Here is a 25,537-nt window from a genome sequence, read left to right on the forward strand (position 1 = left end):
GCTGTATATTTTATGTTGACCATAATAATGAATTAAAGCAGTTATCGGCGAGATTTCTCGTCATGATAGCTGCTTTTTTTAGTATGCAGAAATTCCAAGCAGATGCAATTATGCTTCAAAGGAAATAAAAAAAGGATTTGACAAGGTGGATCAGGGTGAAGTAGTATTGAAATCGACCAATAGGTCAATAATAAAACTTATGGGTTCTAAAGAGGAGTTGAAGGGATTGTCTGAATCAACACAAAGATCAGGTTCACTTGTCATTCTGATGATTAACATGTTCATTGCGATGGTAGGGATGGGACTCATTATCCCCATATTGCCCAAATATGTAACTGAGTTCGGAGCTACTGGGCAAGCGATGGGATATCTCGTTGCAGCTTTCGGGCTAACACAGTTCCTGTTCTCGCCAATCGCAGGAGAGATGTCGGACAAATATGGGAGGAAGCTGCCTATTGTGGCAGGAATCGGGTTGTTCACGATTTCGCAGATCATGTTCGGGATTGCAGAGGAAATGTGGATGTTATATGCCTCTCGTCTGCTTGGAGGGATTTCAGCAGCATTGATGACACCTCCTATGATGGCTTATGTGGCGGATATCACGACAGAAGAAAAACGTGGGAAGGGACTTGGACTGCTTATGGCATCTATGACGCTCGGTGTAGTCATAGGACCAGGAATAGGCGGTATGTTGGCGGATTACGGAATACGTATCCCATTCTACACGGCAGCTGCACTTGCTGGAGTTTCAACAGTAGTCACTTTGTTATTCTTGCCTGAATCGCTGTCGATGGAAGAGCGCATGCGAGCCAGAAGCAGTCATAAGAAGCAAGATAACCTTCTTCGGCAGATGGCAGCTTCAATGAAAGCGCCATACTTTATGCTTTTGGTGCTCGTGTTCTCCTTAACGTTTGGACTGCAAAATTTTGAAGCGATATTTGGCTTGTATGTGGATGTGAAATATGGATTTACACCAAAGGATATCTCACTCATGATTACGCTAGGAGCTATTATCGGAGTGATATGCCAAGCCGTGCTAATCGAACGCTTGCTTCGAAAGTTCGGAGAAAAGAAGGTTCTGCTCGCCATGTTCGGTCTTTCGGGGATAAGTATGATTTTGCTTTTGTTCGTATCGAATTATTTCCTCATATTATTTGTTACAATGCTGTTCTTTGTGGCGACTTCAATCGTTCGTCCGGCTATCAATACATTGCTATCGAAAATGGCAGGGGATGAACAGGGGTTTGTCGCAGGAATGAACAATGCTTACATGAGTCTTGGCAACATTATTGGGCCGGCAATCGCAGGGATACTGTTTGACATTCATGTCCAAATCCCATACGCTTTCGGAGCAATCGTGTTATTCGCGAGCACAGTCATGCTGGTAAGCTGGAAGCAGGATGCCGCATATTCGACAGCGTCAAAGCATAGTAAAGATTCGAAGGCACTATAATAGCCCTGGTCATCATACAGCGACATCTGAAAAGATCTCCATGTTTATAGGTTATTGCTCCCGTGGTTGCAGGTAACAGCCACTTTTGTTATGATGGTGGGAACTTATTAGTCATACTGGAAACTCAATGGAATGATGTCATGGAGGACATTTACATGGAAGAACTTATGCCAGAAAAGAAGAAGCAAATCCTATTATCTGCCATGAAATTGTTTGCGTCCAAGGGCTTTATGCAAACAACGATGCAGGAAGTCGCCTCTTTTTGCAAAATGTCGAAAGGGAGCGTGTATCAGTACTATAGCTCTAAGGATGAACTGCTGCTGACTATTTTTGAATATCAAGCGAAGCTGCTGCAAGATCGCATGCAATTGATGGAACGGGAGAATCAGCTTAATCCGCGTGATCGGTTAGTCAGCAAGATTGAGATCTATCTGCATATCTGGAACGAGCATCCAGAGCTTGTTAAGATGCAGATGCGGGACAATACAGAGCATGCAGCAAGCCAAGAGCTACGCGAATTTATGCAGAAGATAAGCAAGTACAATCTTGATACGCTTACGGAGTCCTTGCACGAAATTTACGGGGAACCATTTACTCCTTATGCGCTGGATGCTGCCACCTTGCTGAGCAGTTTAATTTTCACCTATATGTACATGAGGTTATTTGATCATGTTCCGATTGAGATAGAGCGGTTAAGCAGATATCTCGTAAGCAGCATGGATTATTTGGCTGAGGGGCTGTTGAAATATCGGCCTGAACCGCTGCTGAATGGCAGCATGTTCGACTTATGGAACGAAGATCAAATGAAGATGAAGAACCTGCATCCGCTTGTACTTGTAAAGCAATTGCGGGAGGTTGTAGACAACGCGGCAGATGGTTCGAAGGAAGGATTGAATAAGCAGGATATCCTCGATTCGATTCTCGTTCTCGAAGAAGAATTGCTTCAGGTACGTCCACGCAAGGTAATCTTGCTTGGAATGTTGTCCAATTTGAAAGTAATCGCGACAAGAACTCCGTTATACGATCACTTGCGTCAATCGATTCATAGTACATTCGGTTATACCCAGGGCACTCTTCGCTAATTCGCGAGAGTGCTTCTTGCTGTTCGAAGAAAATAATGTTGTAGACTCGGAAGACAAAGTGTTAGATCGTGTAAATAATGTTATAGACTCAGAAAGTATAGTATTAGACTGACGATGCGCCATTACGCTAGCGGACAGGAAAATGAATGAATTTACGGGCAATATGAATCATCCAACATTTGCGATAATGAAAGCGCAAGATCTTGAAACGCAATTTCCCCTATACTAAAAATGCAAATTTGAATGGCAATTCGTTGTGACGAAAAAATGGGGGAATGAGCATGAATAACAAGGTGGAAGGATTGTTAACGAACACAGATTTTCGCAGGCTCTGGATTGGGCAAACTGCATCACAGTTTGGGACTCAGGTTGCATTATTAGGAATGCCATTAGTGGCAGCTCTCTATTTAGGGGCCAGTCCCATGCAAATGGGGTTGCTTGGTTTTGCCGAGTATGCGCCATTTATTATTTTCGGTTTGATCGCTGGTGTATGGATAGACAGATTTCCCCGGCGACCAATTCTTGTCGCCGCTAACTTTTTCAGGGGTGCAATACTGCTCATTGTGCCGCTGACAGCCATAGCTGGATTCCTGAATATGACAGTTCTATATTTGGTAGCCTTCATAGTGGGTATCTGTACTGTCTTTTTTGATGTTGCCTATACATCCTTTTTGCCTTCCATTGTGAGGAAGGAGCAGCTTATTGATGGGAATAGCAAACTAGAGACAAGTAAATCTACCGCACAAATTGCTGGGCCAGGTTTATCAGGTGGATTGGAACAGTTAATCACCGCTCCTTTTGCAATATTGTTCACGTCGGCATCCTTTTTTGTATCCGCTGTGTACATAGCCCGGATTCGCAAGTCGGAGACAGTCGTGACAGATGCGAAAAAACAAAAAAACATATGGCTGGAAATGAAAGAAGGTCTGCATACGGTTTACACAAAACCGTTGCTGTGGGGAGTGGTGCGCTGCTCAACAGTCTTTAACCTTTCCTGGAATGTTATTTTTAGTATTTATGTTCTATATGCATCGCAAGAACTCAAAATCAGTGCGAGCATTCTCGGCATCATTTATGGAACGCTAGGAGTAGGGTACCTATTTGGCTCTCTGCTTGCCCAAAGGGTTGTACGTCGTTTTGGAGTAGATCCAACTATTGTGGGTTCCGCTACGATCGCAGCAAGTGGCGGTTTGCTTGCTCCATTAGCAGTAGGATCAGAATTAAGTATTGCGTTGATTATGATGCTTGGACAGCTTCTTTTCGGAATGGGAGTCTCAATGTTTAGCATTAGTACCCTCAGTTTACGTCAAGTAATTGTACCCGATGCCCTGCAAGGGCGCGTGAATGCTACATTTCGATTTATCTCGTGGGGTTCTTTACCGCTTGGTTCGTTAATTGGAGGGATGATAGGGGGGGCAATGGGGTTACGGTTCGCTTTATTTGCGGGTGGCATTGGATTGTTAGCTTCGGCTTGTACATTACTGTTCACCCCATTTTTACAACTACGTGTGAAATCATTTCATGAATTATCATTGGAAAAAGATGTGCCTATAAAGTGCTAAGGAGTGCCGGTCTACCCCTTTATGATCACGAAACACTTGCATGTATTAGCATGAATGTACAGAATTGTCACAATATCGTAGCTTAATAGGGTCATACGTGGTAAAAATAGGCTTGCAATTACGGTACAATAAGGAAAAAAACGATGTTGGTATCGTATTGTGGAGGCCAGTATGAAGAGAATACTCGTTAGCAGTGCAATTGCTATCCTGATGGTCGTTCTAGTCGCCTGCGGAGTCAAGCCCAAGCCAAATGATTATGACTGGAAGGTTGCTTCTTTTGAGGCAACGGATCAAGATGGGCAGCCTTTTAACACCGAACAAATGAAGGGCAAGGTATGGCTGGTCAACTTCGCATTTACAAGCTGCAATACGGTGTGTCCGCCAATGACCTTCAACTTAACGCAAATTCAAGACAAATTAAAAGAAAACGGAATCCAGGATATACATATTTTGTCATTCAGTGTTGATCCTTCGATTGATTCGCCAGAGAAGATTAAGAAGTTTCTTGGCAAATATAAAGCCGATACAACGCATTGGCGTTTTGTTACAGGCTATGATCAGGCAGCCATTGAATCCTACAGCCGTGAGACGTTCAAATCACATGTGCAAAAGGTAGATGGAGATGATCAAGTGAATCATCCAACTTCTATTTTCCTCGTTGATCAAGAAGGAACGGTGCTCACGCGCTACAATGGATTAGAGCCGCAGGAGGATAAAATCATCGAAGACGTGAAATCTTTGTTGGATTGATGGGTGGTTATGGAGGTAGAAGTGATGAGAAAAAGAATTGGGATCATTGGGCTGGGGGACATCGCGCAGAAAGCGTATCTTCCTGTGCTGGGTCAATCTGATCGTATTGACATTGTAGGAATGATGAGCCGAACAAAATCCACGGTAGATGCGGTTGGCCAGCGATATCGAATGGAAGGCAGATATACGGAGCTGGAACCATTACTGGATCAAAAGCCTGATGCCGTATTCGTTCATACGCCTACCCCAACGCATGAAGAAATCGTAATCACTTGTTTACAGCAGGGGATTCATGTGTATGTGGATAAACCATTGTCCTATGACATAGAGGCATCGACGCGGATGGCTAAAGTCGCTCAGGAACAGGGACGTCTGCTAGCTGTCGGTTTTAATCGACGGTTCGCTCCGATGTATACAGAAGCGAAGAGATGGATCGAAGAGGCAGGAGGGTTCGACCTGTGCATTTCTCAAAAGCATCGGACAAGACAGCAGCAGATGAGTGCAAAGCATACATTGTATGATGATATGATCCATATGTTGGATCTCATGTTATGGCTCGGCATGAAACCGCATCAGCTCGCTTCCTATGTCGAGTCGCAAGACGAATCAGGGAAATTGCTGCATGCAACGGGAAGCTTATTGTTCGATCAAGCCACCGCAATATTCAGTATGAATCGCCGTGCTGGGGTAGACCTAGAAAAGGTTGAGCTGCATGGGGGTGGACGGACTGTTGAAATTACGAATCTGGAGCAAGCAGTATGGCATGATCGAATAACCGGCCAGCAGGTAAAACGGTTCGGAAGCTGGGAGTCTATTAGCTATCGTCGCGGCTTCCACGGCATTATTAATCATTTTCTCGATTCCATTGATATGCCGGAGCAATGCACTATACGCGCAGATCAAGTGCTGGCCTCGCACGAGCTTGTCGAGACATTATGTACGAGGAACAAGAACCTTTGAAAGGATTTACATCAAGTTACATTACATTTCATTGTTTGTTTCATTTACATGTTTTTTGGATAAAAAGAGAGTAGAAGGACGAAATCATTCATGATCAACTAGGTTGTAGTGAACGTGGTACGCTCACGGAAAGGAGCCGCGTATGATGAAACTTGTACTTATCCGACATGGTCAAAGCATTTGGAATTTGGAGAATAGATTTACAGGTTGGACGGATGTTGACTTGTCTGAACAGGGTCTAATTGAAGCGAGACAAGCAGGAGAAATTTTGCGCAAACATGGATTTGTGTTTGACATGGCCCATACTTCGGTCTTGAAGCGGGCGATCCGCACACTGTGGATTGCACTCCACGAAATGGATCAAATGTGGATTCCGATTCATCATACATGGAAGCTGAATGAGCGGCATTACGGCGCATTACAGGGTCTAAATAAGGCAGAAACGGCAGAAAAATATGGGGAAGAGCAGGTTCATCTCTGGCGCAGATCCGTTGATGTCCGGCCGCCTGCTTTGGAATTGAATGATCCCCGCTATGAAGCCGATGACCGAAAATATGCAGCATTACAACCGGGACAGTTTCCACTGACAGAGAATTTAGAAGATACTGAGAAGCGTGTGCTCGCTTATTGGCATGAGTCCATTGCCCCGGCTATTCGTGTAGGGGAACGCATCATCATTGCCGCTCACGGCAATACGCTGCGGGCGCTTGTAAAGTATTTGGACAACATACCTGCTGACGGCATTGCGAATCTGAACATTCCAACCGGAACACCGCTTGTATATGAGCTTGACGAGAAGTTAGCGCCAATCCGGCGCTACTATTTGGGGCTGGATGGTGAAATCCCTACAGGAATCATTCCTGAACACATTTAGAATACGGAAGATCAGGGAGAGCTGCGATAGAAGCAGCTCTCTATTTGCTTAATTTTTGTATGTAAGACACTCATGTTGATATTCCGATGCACCAAGTGTAAAGTAGAGAAACAATATTATTTTCCTGTCTACTTAAGGACAATTACCGAAGGGAGTTACATACATGGAACAACGTACACTAGTTTTTGTTGGTTCGTATGCAGAAGCAGATTCTTCTGGACTATATGTATATTCATTTGACGAGAAGTCTGGACAGCTCACGAAGCTGGATGACGTGTCGGGACTGAAGAACCCGACATTCATAAATGTCGATATCGATCATAAGAAGCTTTATTCAATTGGGGAATGCGCTGCTGAAGATGGTACGAAGACAGCGGAAGCGGTTAGCTTTGCAATCGATACAGATTCAGGAAAGCTGACACAGTTGAATCGCGTTTTTTCACTTGATGCTCCTACATGCCACATCCAGCGCGACTCGAACAGCCGTTATCTAATCGTATCCAGCTATCATGGTGGTCGTATTGGATTGTTGGCGCTGGAGGAAAATGGACAGGTAGGTCGACAGCTCGATGTTCAGCAGCATGTTGGTCAAGGGCCTCATCCGAATCAAAATCAGGCACGTGCACACTCTGCCTTTTTCAGTCCAGACGAGCAATATGTATATGTGTCCGACTTGGGAAGTGACCGCGTGAAGTGTTATTCGATTGACAAGCAACGCAATGTATTGGTTCCGCAAGGAGAATATGAAGTTCCAGCAGGCTCCGGGCCGCGTCACTTGACCTTCCATCCCAATGGGCGATTCGTTTATGTGATTAATGAACTGAACTCGACGGTAAGCGTATTTTCTTATCACTCGGAAAATGGAGAGCTTCGACCAATTGAGACTGTTTCTACACTGCCTGCGAATTATGATGGCGAAAACGGATGTGCCGAGATAGCCATTTCTGAAGATGGAAAATACCTGTACGGCTCAAATCGTGGGCACGATAGCATCGTTGTATACGCCGTTCACCCGGATACAGGAAAGCTGACGACTATAGAATATGTGTCTACAGAAGGAGGGCATCCGCGTCACTTCGCTTTGACACCAGGAGGTTCCTATTTGCTTGCTGCGAATCGAGATTCAAATAATATTGCAGTGTTCCATGTAGATAGAGCCACTGGGAAAATAGCCTATACAGGGCATTCCGTACAAGTTTCCAAGCCTGTATGTGTGAAGCCTGTGTACGTGAACAGCTAATTTTCAATATACAGCATGGTTGAAGTCAATAAAGCCGGCATTCGCTTAGCTGCGAGTACCGGCTTTTTACATTCGGCAGAATTACAATACGGAGCGGGATGGTGCGGCTTCCGTTATTGCGGGCGGAGAGGGGTGGTGAGCACGCCGATCACTCATAAGGAACGCCCATACACCAATGATAAGCAGGAGACAGGCGATGAGTTGGGTCATTACTAACGTTTCCCCTAAGAGCAGCCACGCCAAAATGATAGAACCAACGGGTTCGCCAAGCACACTCATTGAAATGGACGTAGCGCTGATGTACTTCAGGAGCCAGTTAAACAGCATATGTCCGAGTACAGTTGGGATGATGGCCATGCATGCAAATAAAATCCACTCTTTTGGTTCATAAGCAGTGAAGGAATATCCCGCAGAAAGGTTATATGCAGCCAATGCTAGACCAGCAACAAGAAATACCGTGAAATTATAAACATATGAAGAGACGCGCTGGCGCAAATCCTGTCCTAGCAGCATATGGATGACTACGGCTATCGTGCCAAGCATGGATAGGATGTCACCGTACAACGCTTGACCGGATACAGCCATGTCTCCCCATCCAATCAGCATCATGCCGCATAGAGCGATCCCTACGCCTACTAATGCAGGAGCTGTTGTTTTCTGTTTAAAAAACCAGAACGATCCGGCCATAACGAGTATCGGTTCTAAGGCAAGCAGCACCGTCGAACTGGCTACGGTTGTATAGCGCAGTGATTCCATCCAGAGCAGAAAATGAAGTCCCAGGAAAAAGCCTGACAGGAATAGGCGCACCCAATCATTACGCTGGACAGAACGCCACTCGGAACGGTATGCCCACACCCAAGGAAGCAATACAATGTTGGTAATTAGGAGACGATACATGCCGATAATAGAAGCTGGTGCATTTGACCACTTTACAAAAATGGCAGAGAAAGAAATTGCGATCATACCTACAATGAGCAAAGCATACACTTGCGATGTTTTTCTTGATGACATAAGCTAAAGACCCCTCGGAATATGAATGAATTGGCAATCACAATGAGCAAGTATACACGAATTGCAGTCAACTTGAAATATAAAGTCTATAGTTAATTGCAAATAAGGGCTGAGGAACATAATGATGTTCTTCAGCCCTTATCGGTACGATATTCGTTTATCGTGAAATGTGATGAAGCTGTATTATTTAGCTGGCTGCTGCACTTGCAATTGATCAAGACTTGCAAATTCATATCCCTGTTGGCGAGCGCCATCAATAATCGCACCCAGTGCCCCGGCATTATCCTTCGATATAGAGTGGAGCAGAATGACCGCACCCGGATGAAGCTGCTTGATGACCTTATCATACGCGTAGCTCGTTCCACGTTGGGCATTGACATCCCAATCCAGATAGGCCACTGACCAGAATACATTGGTATACCCCATATTTTTCGTTATAGCTAGTGTTCGGTCATTAAATATACCGCGTGGCGGTCGTAAATAAGGCATTTCCTTTACACCAGTAATCTCAGTGACAGCTTGTTTGACCTTATCCAGCTCTGTACGTATTTGCTCATCAGATTTCGTTGTCATATCTGGATGGCTCCATGAATGATTTCCGATGAGATGCCCCTCTTGAATCATTCGTTTCAGCAATTCAGGTTGTGTTTTTACATAATGTCCTGTAACGAAGAAGATGGCGGGAACTTTCTTGGCCTTTAAGGTATCAAGGATTTGTGCCGTGTATCCATTTTCATAACCGTTATCGAAGGTTAAATAAATCATTTTTTTGTTTGTATCGCCCAAAAAAATGGCTCCATGCTTCTCGATAGTCGGTTTGAAGCCTTCCTCGTCAATTGAAGGAAGCTTGCCGTTCACACTCTTCTTGAATCCAAAGTGATAGGCGGGGCTTTGCCCAGCGAATGCGGTCGTATGGATGCTTGCTGCGAGCAAACAGAGAAGAAGAGCGGCAATTCGTATGCGTTTCATATGCAAATATACTCCTTGATGTTAGTTGGTATCAATCATGGACTACTATTCCATATTTGCAATGAACTTATACGTGAACAGAATTGCAATTCTTTCGCTATTTTACTTTTCATTTTTTTGCAATTTATTTGGAGCGGGCTTGCTTCAGCTTTGCTATCTCTTCCGATACGACGAATGCAAGATCTTCGTTATTATACATCGACAATACGGCGAACAAAGTCTCATCTGGGATCGGCCCCGCCTCTTCCTTCGGTACGGTAAGTTCAATGGCCTGCTGCAATGGATAGTTGTCGCCTTGCTTCGGGTATGCGCGATGATAGAGTTCGGCAGGATCAAGATTATGGTTTACACACCACTGGGCAAAAATAAGAATCATCATTTGTTCATCACGTTCATAATTGTCGATAATTTGCTGTTCTACTTGATTACGAGTCATTGAGAAATCTCCCTTACATAGATTCATACAGCTTATTATAACGAAGATGAATTGCGATTCTCAATGCTCTAGCGCAACAAGGGGCTAGAAAGAGTCTGATATGTAGGGACGGAGCCTAGGGATTAACTGCTCAAGAACCTGGATGCTGCTGAAATCACCAGTAAGGATCCCGCACTCATACAATTCGAGTGGCCGCTGATAACCAAGCAGTAAAGCTGTCAATGATCGAATGTCTACATAGATATTGTTAATTGTGCTGAGTAATGGGTTATTTTGTGAGTCATTTGGAGAGAGTAATGTTGCGTGCCCCTCCTGTAAAAGAATTGAAATATTATTCCAAGGTGCATGAACATCGCGAATGCTCAAAATAATGGGTTGGTGTAAGGAAACGGGAGCAAACTGATAATGTTCTAGAAACGAAGCAACATCAACTATTCTTGCCATGAAGTTCGGATGCAGCGTACGTGGAATTCGTGGATTGTCAAGGGCAAACAGAAGCCGTTCATCCTGGTTAAGGCGCATCTCTACTTGTTTTGCCATGGAATCGTGCTGGCAAATATAATTCCACAATCCGATTCTGGATTCTGGTGTAATGCACATGAATTCCCTTACTTGCATCACAGAGTTGTTCATCGTGTACAACATATATCCTTGAGGTTGCGAATGTTCGTCATAATATACTGCCGCAGTATGATTATCATACAAGTCAAGCCACCATTTTCTATCTCGCACGAGCATGCCAGCATGCCGGAAAGACCATGCTTCATATACGTCTTCGATATCCGGAGAATGTGTCTCCTTGTAAAAGCGGCGAACCACACCACTCGGCTCATGCTGGAATGGAATCAATTCATGGTGTGTAAATTGGCATGTCATCCGATCGCTGCAAGCCTCCCAACCTAATTTGCGATAGAAAGGGAAGGAAAAGGGATTGAGCATGGATAGGGACGTTCCTGCATCTCTCATCACTTGTAAAGAATAAAGCAGCAGTTCCTTTGCGTAGCCTTTGCGCCGATATTCGGGATAGGTCGCCACTCCGGCAATGCCGCCCATTTTCAGCTTCATTTGTCCTAGATAGATTTCAAAAGGAATGATATGGAGCTTTGCAGCGAGGCGACCTTGATCGAATATGCCATATACGTCATGCTGCTCCAGGTTTTGAAGACGTTCATTGTGCTCTTCTTGTTTTATTTTGTATTGAAAAGCATATTCGGACAATGAAAAGGTTTCCCATAATTGTTCCTTATTCAAACGAACGATTGACATGATGCCCCCTCCTGGAAAGATGATTAGGTTGCGGTATATGATCTATTGTAAATGAAATGGAAAGGGATGCAATGGAGAAAAGAAATATATTTGAATTTGGTATATATATGCAAACAATGAAAAGTTTCATGAAAATGAGATATATCGTATTGCTCAAATTTAAAATCTCGATATAATGTAGACAGGGCATGTGAATAATTAAACAACATGCTACTATGTAGTTTGAATATGGATCTTCAGGGCAGGGTGAAATTCCTGACCGGCGGTATGGGCGTAGCTGCCCGAGCCCGCGACTCGCTGTTCGCTTATTCGGTTGTTTGCCGGTTAAGCAGAGAACGGAAGAACAGCGACTGACTTGGTGAGAAGCCAAGGCCGACGGTATAGTCCGGATGGAAGAAGATCTCGCACACGTTGTTTGGAACAACTGCATACAACAGGTCTAATGCGAATTTGTCTCTTCTGCATGTCTAGATCCGATATTCAACAACCTCGGAGGTTATTGAATATGGAACATCGTATCGAGGCCGACACACGAATGAACAGCTCCCGCAAAGGAGTATGGTTCGTCGCGATGGGAGCGGCATTGTGGGGTATTGGCCCACTGTTCCGGGTATGGGTAATGGAGTCGATGACTTCTACTCAGATCGTATTGATTGAGCATCTTATGCTCGCACTGTATGCGATCCCGGTATTATGGATTCACCGGAAGGAACTGCGCAACTGTACATGGAAGCATGTACTCGCACTGTTGTTCCTGTCATGGGGTGGCTCTGTCATTGCCACAATCATGTTCACAGAGGCATTTGCACACGGTGATGCGAATGGCGTACTGCTGCTGCAAAAGCTTCAACCGGTCTTTGCGATCATTTTGGCAAGATTGTTATTGAAGGAGACGCTGCCGCGTCGGTTCTCTCTTTTGCTTCTGCTTGCCATTATCGGTACTTATTTATTGACTTTTGGATGGTCTTTGCCAATTGGGCACTATAATGAAGTGATTGGCTATAGCAGTATTTTGGCACTAGGGGCAGCATTCTTGTGGGGCGGCTCTACCGTAATGGGTCGAATGCTTCTCGACAAGATGGAATATGAGACCGTTACATCTCTTCGATTTGTAATTGCGCTCCCGCTGCTTATTGTGTTAACTTCAATCGAGTCGCCAAGCTGGAATTTTGCAGCCTCAGAATGGGGAACACTTTCGTTCTATATTTTCTTGCAGGCGCTGCTTCCAGGACTAGTAAGTCTCTTGCTCTATTATCGCGGTCTATCCAGTACAAAGGCTTCTTACGCAACACTTGCGGAGTTGTCATTTCCATTGGTAGGGATGCTAATGAACTGGATTGTGTTCCATCAAGTAGTCACGGGTGCACAAATTACTGGTTTCGTTCTCATCTGGATCGCGTTGTATATCGTATCAAGACAAAATTGACAGACAATAAGGGGGCACAGCATGTGATCGGCTGTCGCTGCGAATTTGTCTTCTGAACATAAACGTAATCACATAGAACCCATCTGCAATGCCCCTGAACGCATTGTAGAAGGGTTCTATTGTGTTTTCAGAAGAAAGAATTGATCGCGATCAGGATGATGATAACGCCGCTAAGCACAGTGCTGAACTGTCCTACTGTGTACCGTCCAATTCGAATATTGGCCAGTTTATGACCAAGCAATGCGCCAGCCCATAATGTAACGAAGCTCCCAATTGCTGCGGTCAATGATATGGCAAGCGGAGACAATCCTATTAGTCCGGCACTAAGACCATTTGTCAGCGCATTGGCAGACAGCGCGACACCAAGAATAGTTGCTTCCCACAAATTAATCGTTCCTGATTTATCCTTATCTGCTTCTTCGGGCTTCTGCAGCATGCGCTCCAACGCATAACCAGAATTTTCTTCACCACTTGCTTTCAGGACTACTGTAGCTTCTTCCTTCGTATTCCCATGATGAGAAGTGAGTAAGACGATGCGCATGCCAACCACGAGCAAAATAAATGCCGCTAATAGAGTTGGTAATATACCTGGCAGTACCTTAGATATCCACTGGCCGAACATAAGGCCTGCCATGCTAAAGATAAAGCAAATGATTGAAATAAAAGCATTAGATAAAGCTCCAATCTTTATTTTCCGAATGCCGTAGGAAATTCCTACTCCTAAGTTATCTATACTCGATGCGACTGCTAATCCTAGGATCATAATCCACTGCATGCTGAACCTCTCCCTTGTTACTTTCGTACTTATTCAAACGATGAGTAATGGATTGACGTTCCTCTTATTCGTGCAGCATCTGCAGCACGGTTTCTCTGGTAGGAACGAATACTTGCTGATACTTACTTCCTGCCGGGTAGGGAAACGGAGATTTCAAATGGCATTCTCCTAGCTGGAATTTGCGTTTGGTGATCTCATCCACATAGAACACATTCCGAAACACTACTGATGCGCCATCATCGTAATGGACTTGAGAACATTTCAGGCAGTAATACATAGCTGTTCAACTCCTTATTGTGGGTATGGTTCGGTGCTGCTTGCAGCACTGTTGAGGTATCATATGTCACGATGTTGAGAGTTGTGATAAGGTATCGATCGAAATGTTGAAAAAAATTCAACAGAATGCGGTTGGCTTGCGCATATGATCAATGGCATGTTGATGAAATACTGCTTGGTGTACGGAATGATCAGGTATTGGATTTGGTCTGCGGCCATCGTCCGGTTCGTTTTGTTCGCTTTGACACAATGGAAGATAAAATTATGGGGTAGGCAAGGCGAACCCGTGCATATACTGAGAGCAAGGATTGCAAGTGATCAAGACAGGAGGTGAAGGCCATCGTACAGAGCAATCCACTGGGTGATATACTGAAAAAGTGCATGAAAGAGCAATCACTCTCGATGCGCAAGCTGAGTGAACAAACTGGAATGGATACAGCAACAATTTCTCGAATTATTAACGGTAAGCAGCCTGCCAAAATTCATCATCTCACTTCATTCGCCAAGCATTTATCCATTCCCGTTGAGCAATTGATGGAGGCCGTCGGCGTTGAATTCGGCAAGCTCGAATCGGTTCCTGTGGAGCCAACTGGCGATGAACTAAAGGAAGATACCATTCAATTTATAGTCAAGTCGATACAACTGCTCGATTATCCATTTACGAAGGAGCATGTCAGGCAGGAGCTGGATAAATATGAGCAATATGCACAAACCGATGAAGGTGACCGGATGATTCGCGACAATTTTCATGCCAAGGTTAAAGAAGTGAGCGGGTGGGGCCCCTTCATTGATCAATTGCATGATGCTTACGAGCAATATTGCAGCGATCAAGCAACGAGAGAAGAGCGGGCTATTTTAGGGAGTGCGCTGCTGTATTTTATTTTATCAGCGGATATCATTCCAGATTATCTGTTCCCAATCGGATATATTGATGACGCGATGGCTGTGCAGCTGGCAATGGAGAGATTATCTGACCTTCAGGCTTCTCAGCGTTTAGCAGAAAAATAGGGGTGTTCCAGGTCGCAATTTGACCGGAGCACCCCTAGCCTTGTTGCATTCTATTTGGTCGATTGACTAAGAAGCAAGCCTAATGAAGAACGAAACAATCGAATTTGCCTTACGCTCTTGACATTGCATAAGGTAATGCGGATTCATCATATTGCTGCTCATGCGGCTCCTCTGCCATTGTGAAGGACAAGGCAGCTCCATCCTTTAATTGTTCGTGGTCAATATACAAATGGGACACTTGCTCACCATTTACACGCACACCAGCTACATATTTAGCTTCGGCAGAGTTGTTAGGTGCCTCAATGACAATTTGTTTTCCGTTGTCCAGGTTGACAGTCATCTTCTTGAACAATGGCGTTCCGAACACGTACTGTGGAACACCAGGCGTAAGAGGGAAGATGCCCATTGCGCCAAATACATACCAAGCAGCTAAACTGCCGTTATCCTCATCGCCCGGCAAGCCGTCAGGACGAGCGCTGAACAGTTCATCCATTGTCTTGCGCACCCAATGCTGCGTCAAGGAAGGGTAACCTAGAGCGGTATATACGTATGGGATATGGAAGCTTGGTTGATTACTAATCGCAAATTGACCGAAGTCGATTGCAGCCATCTCTGACATCTCATGAATTTCGAAGCCATAAGAGCCAACCTTGAACTCTGGATCCGCAGCGAACAATGCATCCAGTCGTTCTTTCAATTGCTTGCGTCCGCCGATCAAGTCTGCTAACCCAAGAAGGTCGTGCTGTACGGCCCAACTGCTCTGCCATGCCCCGCCTTCCGTATACGGGCCGCCCCATTCTGTAGCATCGAACGGCTCAAGCCAGCTTCCGTCTTCCAGCTTGCCGCGCATGAAGCCAATCGTTGGATCGTACAAGTGCTTGTAGTTGCGAGCGCGCTCCATCAGCTGCTTATACTCTGCATCGCGTCCCAAATGCTTGGCAATTTGTGCGATGCAGAAGTCGCCATATACATAGTCAAGTGTGTTGCACACACTCTCATGTGTATGAATATCAGCAGGGAGGAAGCCGTGCTTCAAATACTCCTGCATTCCTTTACGTCCTACACGATGATCATCAGCAACGGTCATCGCATGCTTCAGCAAACCTTCGAACGCAGTAGCCACATCGAATCCGGTAACACCCTTGGCAACAGAGTCTGCGAAGCTGACATCAATGAGCGTGCCTGGCATCATGCTGCGTTCACCCGGGGAAGCCCATTTTGGCATCCAACCGCCTTCTCTGTATGCATTGACCCAGCCCTGCATCATTTCGTTCATGAAGGACGGGTAGAGCAGGTTGTACAGCGGGAACGATGTACGATACGTATCCCAGAATCCGATGTCAGCGAAGAGCGGGCCTTCTTCAATTTTGCCATTGTAAGGACTGAAGTGGATTTGCTTATCATTCGCATCAAATTCATGGATTTGATGTGGGAACAGGGAAGTCCGATACAGACAAGTATAGAACGTGTCCAGCTTGTCCTTGTCATCGCTTTCGACTTGAATGACGCTTAACTGCTTTTCCCATACATCTGCTGCCAGCTTCTGTACTTCATCGAAGCTGCGCTCGCCAATTTCTCGATTCAGGTTAATGAAGGCTTGTTCTTCACTGATGAAGGATGTACTTACCTGTACGTGAACAACACGATTGGCTGGCACTTGCAGTCCTACATATGCGCCAAGGCGCTCATCTGTACCTGACAACCCTGCAACAGGCTTCGACTCATGATTTGTCAATCCGCTTGCCTCAGCATCGATTGGGCAGTCGAATTTCACAACGAAGTACATGCGGTAGTTATCGGGAGTTCCTCCAGCCTTAGCTGTCGTATAGCCCGTAAGTGTGCCATTCTTCGGATCAATCTTCATCGCGGATTCACCAGGGAATGGTGACAGAATCAACCGGGATTGCTCCAGGCGATCGAACGTCAGGCGCATGCTTGCACAGCGCGTCGTTGGAGCCAATTCCAATGTAGCTTGATAGCGCAGCATCCGAACTTTGAAATAATCAGGGCGTACAACCATGTCCTGTCTGCGGAAGGAGGAGGAACGCTCAGGCGCCCAAGCCTTCAATGGTCCGGATTGCGGCATGAATGTCATATGCCCGTAATCTCCGATCCAAGGACTCGGTTGGTGCGTAAGTCGGATTCCTTCGAAACGATTATGGTTTGGATTGAAGAACCATCCGCCGCCAGCTTCCGTCGTTTGCGGACTCCATGCATTCATAGCGAAAGGCAGGGAGATGAGCGGCAATGTGTTGCCGTTAGAATAAGGATATATCGAATCCGTACCTTGCAATGGGTTTACGTGAGATAGCAAGCTCATTTATTTTCGCTCCTTTGTACTTGTTGTGCGCTGTTTTTTGCAAATTACAATCGTGACAGACACATGTTCTTATTTTTTTAAATGTTATATTGAATATGACTTACATAATGTATTATATGATATAAATCTATATCTATCCTATCATTATTTTAAAAAACCTCTCAATTTTTGTGTTAGAATGTGGTTATCAAAAGGATGCTAACAGCAGGAGGTGTGTGCATGTTCCCGTACAATTTGCAAGGTGATAAGGAAATCTATAGTGATTTTCCGTTCACGCTGAAGATTCATCATCTTCAAGCCTCGGTTCCTGCCCATGTACATCAATTCATTGAGTTTACTTATGTCATAGAGGGAACTGGCATAGAGATGATCAACGGAGTGGAGAAGCAGTTGACACCAGGCACATTTACTCTCGTATTCCCTCATCAAGTTCATGAGCTAGCTATACAAGAAGGGGATGAGCTGCGGCTCTATGTCGGGGCAATCGGATTGAAGGCGTTTTTTGGTGCGGGGGAATCTCTCTTGGCCCTGCACAGTTTGCTGAAGGGAGCAGAGGGAGACAAGAATACAACCTATCATTTGGATTCGAGCACGTCGAACCGAATTCACTTGCTGCTGCAAGACATGTATGAGGAAATGCAAGAACACAAGCCTTGGAGCCGGATGATATACCTTGCAAAGCTTACCGAGTTATTTGTATGGTTCGACCGATACCGGATTGCCCACTTGAATGAGGGTTCCCATATTGAGGACGATCATTTGCGGCGGGGAATGTGGGAGGTTGTCTATTATGTGTATCAAAATTTCAAAGAGGAGATTACGCTGGAGTTTCTTTCCAAGACATATAATTATAGCTCCTCTTATATTAGTACTGCCTTCAAGCAGTTGGTCGGCGAGAACTATTATTCCTTCTTGGAGCGGATTCGAATTGCACACGCGTGCAATCTGTTGATCAGTACGGATATGAAAATAACAGATGTAGCCTATGAAGCAGGCTTCCGATCTTATCCTACCTTTATTCGGGTATTCCAGAACCGAATGGAGATGAGCCCAACGACATATCGCAGGAAAAATCATATTGCACTATTGTCTTCCTAAAAATAAACAGGAGCTTCTTTGAATTCGTACGAAATGTACGGTCATTGAAGAAGCTCCTGTCGGTGCTGGTTTACAACCTTTATGATAGACAAATGCAGCTCTAGTCGCTATATGATTCGAATACAGCATTCGGATTCAGCAACAGTATGGCCATTTCTGAAAGAAACAAACGGCTCTTATAGTCGAAGCTTGATCGACCGCTTATATAGCGGATAGAGCCACTTTACGCCGCGAGGGGTTAAGGTGTCCGCAAGGAGATGGGAACCATATCCGAGCAGCGATACGAGAGCAACTCCTTCGAGCTCCAAATGCTGTTCTAATCCCCAGCCAATCGCTCCCCATAGCAGCGCAGCCCAGATTGTATGGGAGAGGCCGCGATGATTCAGCCACGGAACCCAGCCCACGAAAATTCCCAGTCCGATAAGCCAGCCCCAGCCCAGAAGCACACCGCCTATGAGCATAGCTCCTCCGACACAGCTGATGATAATGTTGCGAATTAATCCTTCCTTCGCTACAAAACCGAGCAAAAGCATAACAATGGTTAGAACGATTGCCTCCTGACTCAGCGATCCGCTCGTCGCATATAGATAAATAGCTCCTGCCACACAGCAGACGCCAAGCCACATGCATAAATTATGTACCCGTTTGGCTGCTTTGCCAATTCGTCTGCTCAGTATACTCGGTCCATCCAAATCCGCGCTGAGCGCAGACAATGCAGCGACAGCAAGGTAAATGGACGCATTCTGGATGGAGAATGGGTAATGCGCCGCAGCAGCGGCACCAATGGCCACACCGATACTAAGGTGTGTTGATCCTTTCATACATACTCCTTTCTAATGTACACAATCGACTTGTTTATACAAACGTATGTTTGCAAATCTATTATATCGTTAATAATAAAAAAATTAAATGTATGTTTTTTCAAATGAGAAATTGAACATTTATGGAAACAGTATTACAATCAAAGCGAGCGTTGCTTTTTCTGCCTTATACATGAACCTACTACTCATGAGAGAAGGAAAGGGAATCCAATGATTATGAACCCGACTCGTATCGAAAAAGACTTTTTAGGGGAGAAAGAAGTACCAGCCGAAGCTTACTACGGCATTCAAACGCTTCGCGCCGTAGAGAATTTTCCAATTTCGGGCACGCGGATGAACAAGGAATTAATTCGTGGCTTGGCCATTGTAAAGAAAGCTGCCGCCATTGCCAACATGGAGGTGAAGCAACTTCAAGCAGACACGTGCAATGCCATCGTACAAGCCGCGGATGAGATCATTAATGGTCAATGGCATGAACAATTCATCGTCGATCCGATTCAAGGTGGAGCAGGAACTTCGATGAATATGAATGCGAATGAAGTCATTGCGAATCGAGCACTTGAGTTGCTGGGCAAGGAAAAGGGCGATTACGCCAGCCTTAGCCCGAACAATCATGTCAATCGTTCTCAATCGACGAATGATGCGTTCCCAAGTGCCATTCATATTGCCGTATTAACGCTCGTAGATAAGCTCCTTGTCGTGATGAAAGATTTGCACAGCGCATTCTGCAGCAAGGCGAAACAATTTGACCATGTCATTAAGATGGGACGCACACACCTTCAAGATGCAGTTCCGATTCGATTGGGCCAGTCGTTCGAAGCATATAGCCGCGTATTGGCAAGAGACATGCATCGCATTGAGCAATCGAAGCAGCATTTGTTTGAGGTTAATATGGGGGCAACTGCTGTAGGCACAGGCTTGAATGCGGATCCGCGATACATTGAGCGAGTGGTCGAACTCCTGGCGGAGATCAGTCAGCTGCCGCTCGTCCATGCAGAGCATCTTGTGGATGCGACACAGAATACGGACGCTTATACAGAAGTATCTGCTGCGCTCAAAGTGTGTATGATGAACATGTCGAAAATGGCCAATGACCTACGTCTGCTTGCATCAGGTCCACGCGCCGGATTTGGCGAGATTCGCTTGCCAGCCCGTCAGCCAGGTTCGTCTATCATGCCAGGCAAGGTGAACCCGGTTATGTGTGAAATTGTTAACCAGGTTGCCTTCCAAGTTATCGGCAACGACCATACGATATGCTTGGCATCGGAAGCGGGGCAGCTTGAGTTGAATGTAATGGAGCCTGTACTTGTATTCAATTTGCTGCAATCTCTGAGCATGATGCACAATGTATTCACAGTGTTCCGCACACATTGCTTGGAAGGAATTGAAGCCAACGAGGAGCGTTGTCGTGCGTACGTGGAGAATAGTGTAGGCATTATTACGGCATTAAGCCCGCATCTTGGTTACGAGGTATCTGCCCGCATTGCACGGGAAGCTACAGAGAACGGCAAATCCGTACGCGAGCTGTGCTTGCTGTATAACGTTCTAACAGAGGAAGAGCTCGACACCATTCTGGATGCGTATGAAATGACGAAGCCAGGAATTGCAGGTGCAGCCTTATTTGATCGGGAATAGCATATAGATTCAGGGTGAATGAGGGGCATCTCTAGCGGGATGCCTCTTTTTTCATGTTTCGATGCATACATTTTACTTTGACATAAGCAGCTATCTGATGATATATTTTATCGGCTTAAATATTTATAGAATGTTGATTGGAAAGGGATGTACTGGAAAGTGACAATTAGTCAAGACGAGAAGCCGAAATTGATTCCTACAAAAATTCTGAAATGCAGAAATCCAGAGTGTAAAGCATGGGTAAGAGACGAGTTCTCCTCCGATGAACAAAGTTGTCCGTTATGTAAAGGTCCAATGATTCGCAGCATTAAGCATTTGCCTGCCGTTCAGAATAAAATAAAGCGTCAACCTAAGAAAAAGAAAGAAGAGCTGTGGTAAGCAAGCGAACCTTCACTTACATATAGCCTCTATGTAAAAAGAGCCTCTGTAAAGATAATTTCGGTGGAGCCGTTATTGTTTTTGCAGCGGCTCTTTTGCTATGTGGGATGAAGGAGTGCGATATTGCGAATAATAGACCGAAAGTTTATATGCTTTAATATGTCTATTTGTAAGGAGTAGATACCGCAATGTCAGAATCAAATTCACCCCATATTCCTCAGCCGAAAACGTTTGGTCTGCTGGGGAATTTACCGCAGTTGAATTTGGAGGCGCCTGTTCAATCTATGGTGCAGTTGGCTGAGGAGTATGGCCCTATATTTCGCATTGATTTGCCGGGGAGAAGTGAAATTTTTATCTCTGGCCATGAATTGGTGAAGGATGCGTGCGACGAGTCACGCTTCGATAAGAACGTATGGGCACCCTTGCGCAGTGTGCGGGCATTTACCGGCGACGGGTTGTTCACAAGCGAAACAGCAGAGCCGAACTGGCAAAAGGCTCATCATATATTGCTGCCGAGCTTCAGTCAGTCGGCTATGCGCGGTTACCATGAGATGATGGTCGATATTGCAGTGCAGCTTATCCAAAAATGGTCGAGGCTCAATCCGGATGAAAGTATCGATGTACCCGAAGATATGACACGCTTGACACTTGATACAATCGGACTCTGCGGTTTCAATTATCGATTCAACAGCTTCTATCGCGATCAGCCCCATCCGTTTATTACAAGCATGGTTCGCGCTCTAAGCGAAGCAATGCATCAGCTTCAGCGCCTCAATATCCAAGATAAGCTCATGGTAGTCACGAAGCGGCAGTTTCACCATGACATTCAGTTCATGTATTCGCTCGTAGACAAAATCATTGCAGAGCGGAAGCAACAGCCGGAAGAGGCCGGACAGGATTTGCTGAGTCATATGTTAAGCGGAAAGGATCCTGCAACTGGAGAGTCGTTGGATGACGAGAACATCCGCTATCAGATTATTACGTTTCTTATCGCGGGTCACGAAACGACAAGCGGCCTGTTGTCGTTCGCCATCTATTACTTGCTGAAGCATCCCGCCTGCTTGCAGAAGGCTTACGAGGAAGTAGATCGAGTGTTGACGGATCCTGTTCCGACGTATGCACAGGTGAGACAATTACCATACATACGGATGATACTTAATGAATCTCTTCGCTTATGGCCGACCGCCCCGGCATTCTCGCTATTTGCGAAAGAGGATACGCTGCTGGCTGGCAAGTACCCGCTTGCGAAGGGGGAGAGTGTGAATGTGCTTGTGCCGAGGCTGCATCGAGACAGTGCTGTATGGGGAGAAGATGCAGAACAGTTCCGTCCCGAGCGCTTCGAGGATCCGAGCCAAATTCCTCATCATGCCTACAAGCCTTTCGGCAATGGCCAGCGCGCTTGTATCGGCCAGCAGTTCGCGCTGCAGGAGGCTGCGCTCGTTTTGGGCATGGTGCTCAAGCATTTCGAAATTATCGATCATACCAACTATCAACTAAAGGTGAAGGAAGCCTTGACGCTGAAGCCTGACGATTTTCGGATTCGCATTCGGCAGCGGAAGAAACTAGGGGCTGTCGCTTGGTCTGAAAAGGGAGCGGCGGCTGGTGAATCAAGAGAGCAGGAACATGTTCAGCAAGCTCCATTGGCCGAAGCGCACGACACTCCGCTTCTCGTCCTATACGGATCCAATCTCGGAACGGCCGAAGGCATTGCCCGCGAGCTGGCGGATGAAGGAAGGTATCAGGGATTCTTCAGCCAGGTCGCCCCACTGAGTGATTATGTGGGCAAGCTCCCAAGAACCGGGGCCGTTCTCATTGTGACCTCATCTTACAATGGCAAGCCGCCAAGCAATGCACAGACATTCGTGGAGTGGCTGGAGCGATTAGATGATGGTGAGCTGGAAGGGGTTCGCTACTCTGTATTCGGATGTGGAGATCGCAATTGGGCTAGCACCTATCAAGATGTACCGCGATTCGTAGACGAGCAGATGCAGAAAAAGGGCGCTGAACGGCTTATGATGCGTGGGGAAGGAGATGCGAGCGGAGACTTCGAGCTCAACGTCGAAAGCTGGCGTACGAAGCTGTGGCCGGACATGATGAATGTGTTAGGGTTGCAGCCGACCAAGCAATCCGAAGGTGCTCGCAGTACACTTACTGTCGAATTCGTGAAGGATTACGCAGGCAGTCGCCTGGCCCAATCGTATGAAGCGGTTCATGCTGAAGTAGTTAGCAATTGCGAACTGCAGCAGGAGGGGAGCGGACGCAGTACCCGCCATATCGAGATCGCACTGCCTAATGGAGTCACCTATGAGGAAGGCGATCATTTGGGCGTGCTGCCGCGTAATCACGCTGCTCAGGTTGGGCGCGTGCTGCGCAGATTCGGGCTAAACGGCAGTGATCATCTCATCGTCAATGCAAGCGGACGCAGCGCGGCTCACCTGCCTACAGGCCAACCTGTCAGCCTGTCCGATTTATTAAGCCATAGTGTAGAATTGCAAGAAGCGGCGACTCGAGCTCAACTGCGCGAATTGGCGTCTTATACGGCGTGTCCGCCTCATAGGCGTGAATTGGAATCACTTCTAACCGAAGATAAGTATGTAGCTGAGGTGTTGCGCAAACGGGTATCCATGCTTGATCTGTTAGAGAAATACGAAGCTTGCGAGATGCCGTTCGAGCGGTTTTTAGAACTGCTGCCTCCGCTTAAGGCTCGATATTATTCGATATCCAGTTCACCCCGCATTCAGGAGAAACGGGCGAGCATCACGGTTGGGGTTGTGCGCGGCCCGGCGTGGAGCGGCAATGGTGAATATCGCGGAGTTGCATCCAACTACTTGGCTGCTCGGGAAGCAGGGGACTCGATTCTGATGTTCGTCCGAACACCTGAATCGAGATTCCAGCCCCCAGCCGATCCTGTCACGCCAATCATTATGGTCGGTCCTGGAACCGGAGTTGCACCTTTCCGCGGTTTTTTGCAAGCTAGACAGGCGCTGCAGCAAGAAGGCAAATCGCTTGGACAAGCCATTCTCTATTACGGCTGCCGCAATGAGGCGGATTATTTGTACCGCGAGGAACTGGAGCGATATGTACAAGATGGAATCGTGATCGTACATACTGCCTTCTCGCGTAAGGAAGGTGAGGCCAAAACATATGTCCAGCATCTTATCGCGCAGCATGCGGAACAAATCATTGAATTACTGGATCAAGGAGCCCATTTGTACATCTGTGGAGATGGAAGCAAAATGGCGCCGGATGTAGAGGCAACTTTGCGGCAAGCTTACCAGACCGTGCACCGCGTCCATGAGCAGGAGGCGAAGCAGTGGCTGGAACGCCTACAAGCAGAAGGTAAATTCGCGAAGGATGTGTGGTCGGGGTTGTAACGTCTTTAGCTGCAGTGGCTCTGGCGACGTTCATAAGAAACACGGCATTTTATCGGATGGATAGGAATATGCACAGTGGAAAGAAACAACTTGCAATGACATGGAACGGCGGTGTTGTCGTCTCATGTCATTGCTTTTTTTTTGCAGAAAATGCTTCAAAATGTTCTTTCTCAACTTGTTAATTGTTATGGTATTATATGGATGTGAAATTTAATCTTAAAAACGAAAAAAGGAGGACTGGAGTTGACTGTACATCATATAAAAAGAACGTTAATCGCTGGCGTGCTGCTTGGGATTGCTTTGCTGGGGTGGAATGTTGGTCTTGATGATGCCGCCGCCGCTGCGAAAACAAAATATGCAGTTCAGCTGGGAAATGTAACTGTAGCACAGAATGAGGTGTTCAATGAGCATGGCATGATCCTGGTTCCATTGTCCGCAATAAAGGGTTCGATGGGGCTAGACATGTCCTATGCGTTTCAACCGGGATTATATGATTACCATGTATACGCTATGCCGCAGAAGACCAAGACAGTCGAAGTTTGGGGGAATGACTATCGTGGATATTGGGTCAGCACACATCCGAATGGCAAGCAGGATTACGAAGATTACACCCATGTTTATCAACCGGATCAGAAGTGTGCTCCAGAGTCGGATGTCTGTGAAGTATTGAAGGAGACATACCGCGGTCCTATGATCCGAGACGGTCAATTGTATGTACAAGTACGTTGGATAGCGAAAGCATTTGATTGGAAGTTAGCAATCATTCCGGATGGAGAGGGGCAATTCTTGATTAAGATTACATCAAACACAGAAGGGAGCTAAT

21 protein-coding genes, 1 pseudogene and 1 riboswitch are annotated in these 25,537 nt (G+C 46.0%); of the genes and pseudogenes, 14 read left to right on the forward strand and 8 right to left on the reverse strand.

Features of this window, described 5'->3' with window-relative positions; all coding sequences use genetic code 11:
- Positions 1-226: 226 nt before the first annotated feature.
- From ACQ5BJ_RS00850 to ACQ5BJ_RS00880, 7 genes are all read left to right on the forward strand, one after another.
- Positions 227-1,453 (forward strand): MFS transporter, encoded by a 1,227-nt coding sequence (locus ACQ5BJ_RS00850; protein ID WP_430107869.1) that lies wholly within the window; start codon positions 227-229, stop codon positions 1,451-1,453.
- A 155-nt stretch (positions 1,454-1,608) separates the two neighbouring features.
- Positions 1,609-2,535: a TetR/AcrR family transcriptional regulator gene (locus ACQ5BJ_RS00855; protein WP_005549488.1), complete on the forward strand. Its 927-nt coding sequence runs from the start codon at positions 1,609-1,611 to the stop codon at positions 2,533-2,535.
- Between the two features lie 281 nt (positions 2,536-2,816).
- A complete protein-coding gene (locus ACQ5BJ_RS00860; protein ID WP_430107873.1) occupies positions 2,817-4,097 on the forward strand; it encodes an MFS transporter in 1,281 nt (426 codons plus the stop codon).
- Between the two features lie 171 nt (positions 4,098-4,268).
- Positions 4,269-4,847 (forward strand): SCO family protein, encoded by a 579-nt coding sequence (locus ACQ5BJ_RS00865; RefSeq protein ID WP_430107876.1) that lies wholly within the window; start codon positions 4,269-4,271, stop codon positions 4,845-4,847.
- A 24-nt stretch (positions 4,848-4,871) separates the two neighbouring features.
- Positions 4,872-5,807 (forward strand): Gfo/Idh/MocA family protein, encoded by a 936-nt coding sequence (locus ACQ5BJ_RS00870; protein WP_430107879.1) that lies wholly within the window; start codon positions 4,872-4,874, stop codon positions 5,805-5,807.
- Positions 5,808-5,949: 142 nt separating this feature from the next.
- Positions 5,950-6,681, forward strand: a complete 732-nt coding sequence (gene gpmA / locus ACQ5BJ_RS00875; protein ID WP_430107882.1) for a 2,3-diphosphoglycerate-dependent phosphoglycerate mutase — start codon at positions 5,950-5,952, stop codon at positions 6,679-6,681.
- A gap of 163 nt (positions 6,682-6,844) precedes the next feature.
- On the forward strand, positions 6,845-7,921 hold the full coding sequence (locus tag ACQ5BJ_RS00880) for a lactonase family protein (protein WP_005549481.1): 1,077 nt from the start codon (positions 6,845-6,847) through the stop codon (positions 7,919-7,921).
- A gap of 81 nt (positions 7,922-8,002) precedes the next feature.
- On the opposite strand, the gene ACQ5BJ_RS00885 is transcribed toward ACQ5BJ_RS00880, so the two are convergent.
- The 4 genes from ACQ5BJ_RS00885 to ACQ5BJ_RS00900 form a co-directional block, all read right to left on the reverse strand.
- A complete protein-coding gene (locus tag ACQ5BJ_RS00885; protein ID WP_268600283.1) occupies positions 8,003-8,932 on the reverse strand; it encodes a DMT family transporter in 930 nt (309 codons plus the stop codon).
- 183 nt (positions 8,933-9,115) lie between these two features.
- The gene (gene pdaA, locus ACQ5BJ_RS00890; protein ID WP_163976251.1) at positions 9,116-9,901 is read right to left on the reverse strand and encodes a delta-lactam-biosynthetic de-N-acetylase; all 786 of its coding nucleotides are present in this window, start codon (positions 9,899-9,901) and stop codon (positions 9,116-9,118) included.
- Between the two features lie 124 nt (positions 9,902-10,025).
- Complete coding sequence (locus tag ACQ5BJ_RS00895) at positions 10,026-10,337, reverse strand: hypothetical protein (RefSeq protein ID WP_171415543.1); 312 nt, start codon at positions 10,335-10,337, stop codon at positions 10,026-10,028.
- A gap of 84 nt (positions 10,338-10,421) precedes the next feature.
- On the reverse strand, positions 10,422-11,603 hold the full coding sequence (locus ACQ5BJ_RS00900; protein WP_430107887.1) for a GNAT family N-acetyltransferase: 1,182 nt from the start codon (positions 11,601-11,603) through the stop codon (positions 10,422-10,424).
- Between the two features lie 228 nt (positions 11,604-11,831).
- Positions 11,832-12,008: riboswitch (FMN riboswitch) on the forward strand.
- A 100-nt stretch (positions 12,009-12,108) separates the two neighbouring features.
- Between ACQ5BJ_RS00900 and ACQ5BJ_RS00905 the strand changes: the two genes are divergently transcribed.
- Positions 12,109-13,029: a DMT family transporter gene (locus tag ACQ5BJ_RS00905; RefSeq protein WP_367668175.1), complete on the forward strand. Its 921-nt coding sequence runs from the start codon at positions 12,109-12,111 to the stop codon at positions 13,027-13,029.
- A 127-nt stretch (positions 13,030-13,156) separates the two neighbouring features.
- Here the strand turns inward: ACQ5BJ_RS00905 and ytaF are convergent, their stop codons facing one another.
- The gene (ytaF, locus tag ACQ5BJ_RS00910) at positions 13,157-13,804 is read right to left on the reverse strand and encodes a sporulation membrane protein YtaF (RefSeq protein WP_005549470.1); all 648 of its coding nucleotides are present in this window, start codon (positions 13,802-13,804) and stop codon (positions 13,157-13,159) included.
- 172 nt (positions 13,805-13,976) lie between these two features.
- Positions 13,977-14,081, reverse strand: a pseudogene (locus ACQ5BJ_RS00915) (DUF3973 domain-containing protein); the annotation flags it as partial.
- Positions 14,082-14,419: 338 nt separating this feature from the next.
- Here ACQ5BJ_RS00915 and ACQ5BJ_RS00920 point away from each other — a divergent pair.
- Complete coding sequence (locus ACQ5BJ_RS00920) at positions 14,420-15,088, forward strand: DUF1232 domain-containing protein (protein ID WP_040736443.1); 669 nt, start codon at positions 14,420-14,422, stop codon at positions 15,086-15,088.
- A 109-nt stretch (positions 15,089-15,197) separates the two neighbouring features.
- On the opposite strand, the gene ACQ5BJ_RS00925 is transcribed toward ACQ5BJ_RS00920, so the two are convergent.
- Entirely contained in the window at positions 15,198-17,408 is a 2,211-nt protein-coding gene (locus tag ACQ5BJ_RS00925) for a GH92 family glycosyl hydrolase (protein WP_005549465.1), read from the reverse strand.
- Between the two features lie 219 nt (positions 17,409-17,627).
- Here ACQ5BJ_RS00925 and ACQ5BJ_RS00930 point away from each other — a divergent pair, with 219 nt between their 5' ends.
- Positions 17,628-18,506 (forward strand): AraC family transcriptional regulator, encoded by an 879-nt coding sequence (locus ACQ5BJ_RS00930; protein WP_005549463.1) that lies wholly within the window; start codon positions 17,628-17,630, stop codon positions 18,504-18,506.
- A gap of 176 nt (positions 18,507-18,682) precedes the next feature.
- Here the strand turns inward: ACQ5BJ_RS00930 and ACQ5BJ_RS00935 are convergent, their stop codons facing one another.
- A complete protein-coding gene (locus ACQ5BJ_RS00935; protein ID WP_005549462.1) occupies positions 18,683-19,327 on the reverse strand; it encodes a metal-dependent hydrolase in 645 nt (214 codons plus the stop codon).
- Between the two features lie 216 nt (positions 19,328-19,543).
- Here ACQ5BJ_RS00935 and aspA point away from each other — a divergent pair, with 216 nt between their 5' ends.
- The 4 genes from aspA (at position 19,544) to ACQ5BJ_RS00955 (ending at position 25,536) form a co-directional block, all read left to right on the forward strand.
- Positions 19,544-20,962 (forward strand): aspartate ammonia-lyase, encoded by a 1,419-nt coding sequence (gene aspA, locus ACQ5BJ_RS00940; RefSeq protein ID WP_085981378.1) that lies wholly within the window; start codon positions 19,544-19,546, stop codon positions 20,960-20,962.
- Positions 20,963-21,121: 159 nt separating this feature from the next.
- On the forward strand, positions 21,122-21,340 hold the full coding sequence (locus tag ACQ5BJ_RS00945; RefSeq protein ID WP_040736347.1) for a cold-inducible protein YdjO-related protein: 219 nt from the start codon (positions 21,122-21,124) through the stop codon (positions 21,338-21,340).
- Positions 21,341-21,528: 188 nt separating this feature from the next.
- Positions 21,529-24,714, forward strand: coding sequence for a bifunctional cytochrome P450/NADPH--P450 reductase (locus ACQ5BJ_RS00950; RefSeq protein WP_430107893.1), 3,186 nt, complete (start codon positions 21,529-21,531; stop codon positions 24,712-24,714).
- A 243-nt stretch (positions 24,715-24,957) separates the two neighbouring features.
- Positions 24,958-25,536 (forward strand): hypothetical protein, encoded by a 579-nt coding sequence (locus tag ACQ5BJ_RS00955; RefSeq protein WP_430107896.1) that lies wholly within the window; start codon positions 24,958-24,960, stop codon positions 25,534-25,536.
- Position 25,537 lies beyond the last annotated feature (1 nt).

The sequence above is a fragment of the Paenibacillus sp. B1-35 genome (assembly GCF_050474385.1).
In the GTDB taxonomy this organism is placed as follows: Bacteria; Bacillota; Bacilli; order Paenibacillales; family Paenibacillaceae; genus Paenibacillus_B; species Paenibacillus_B alvei.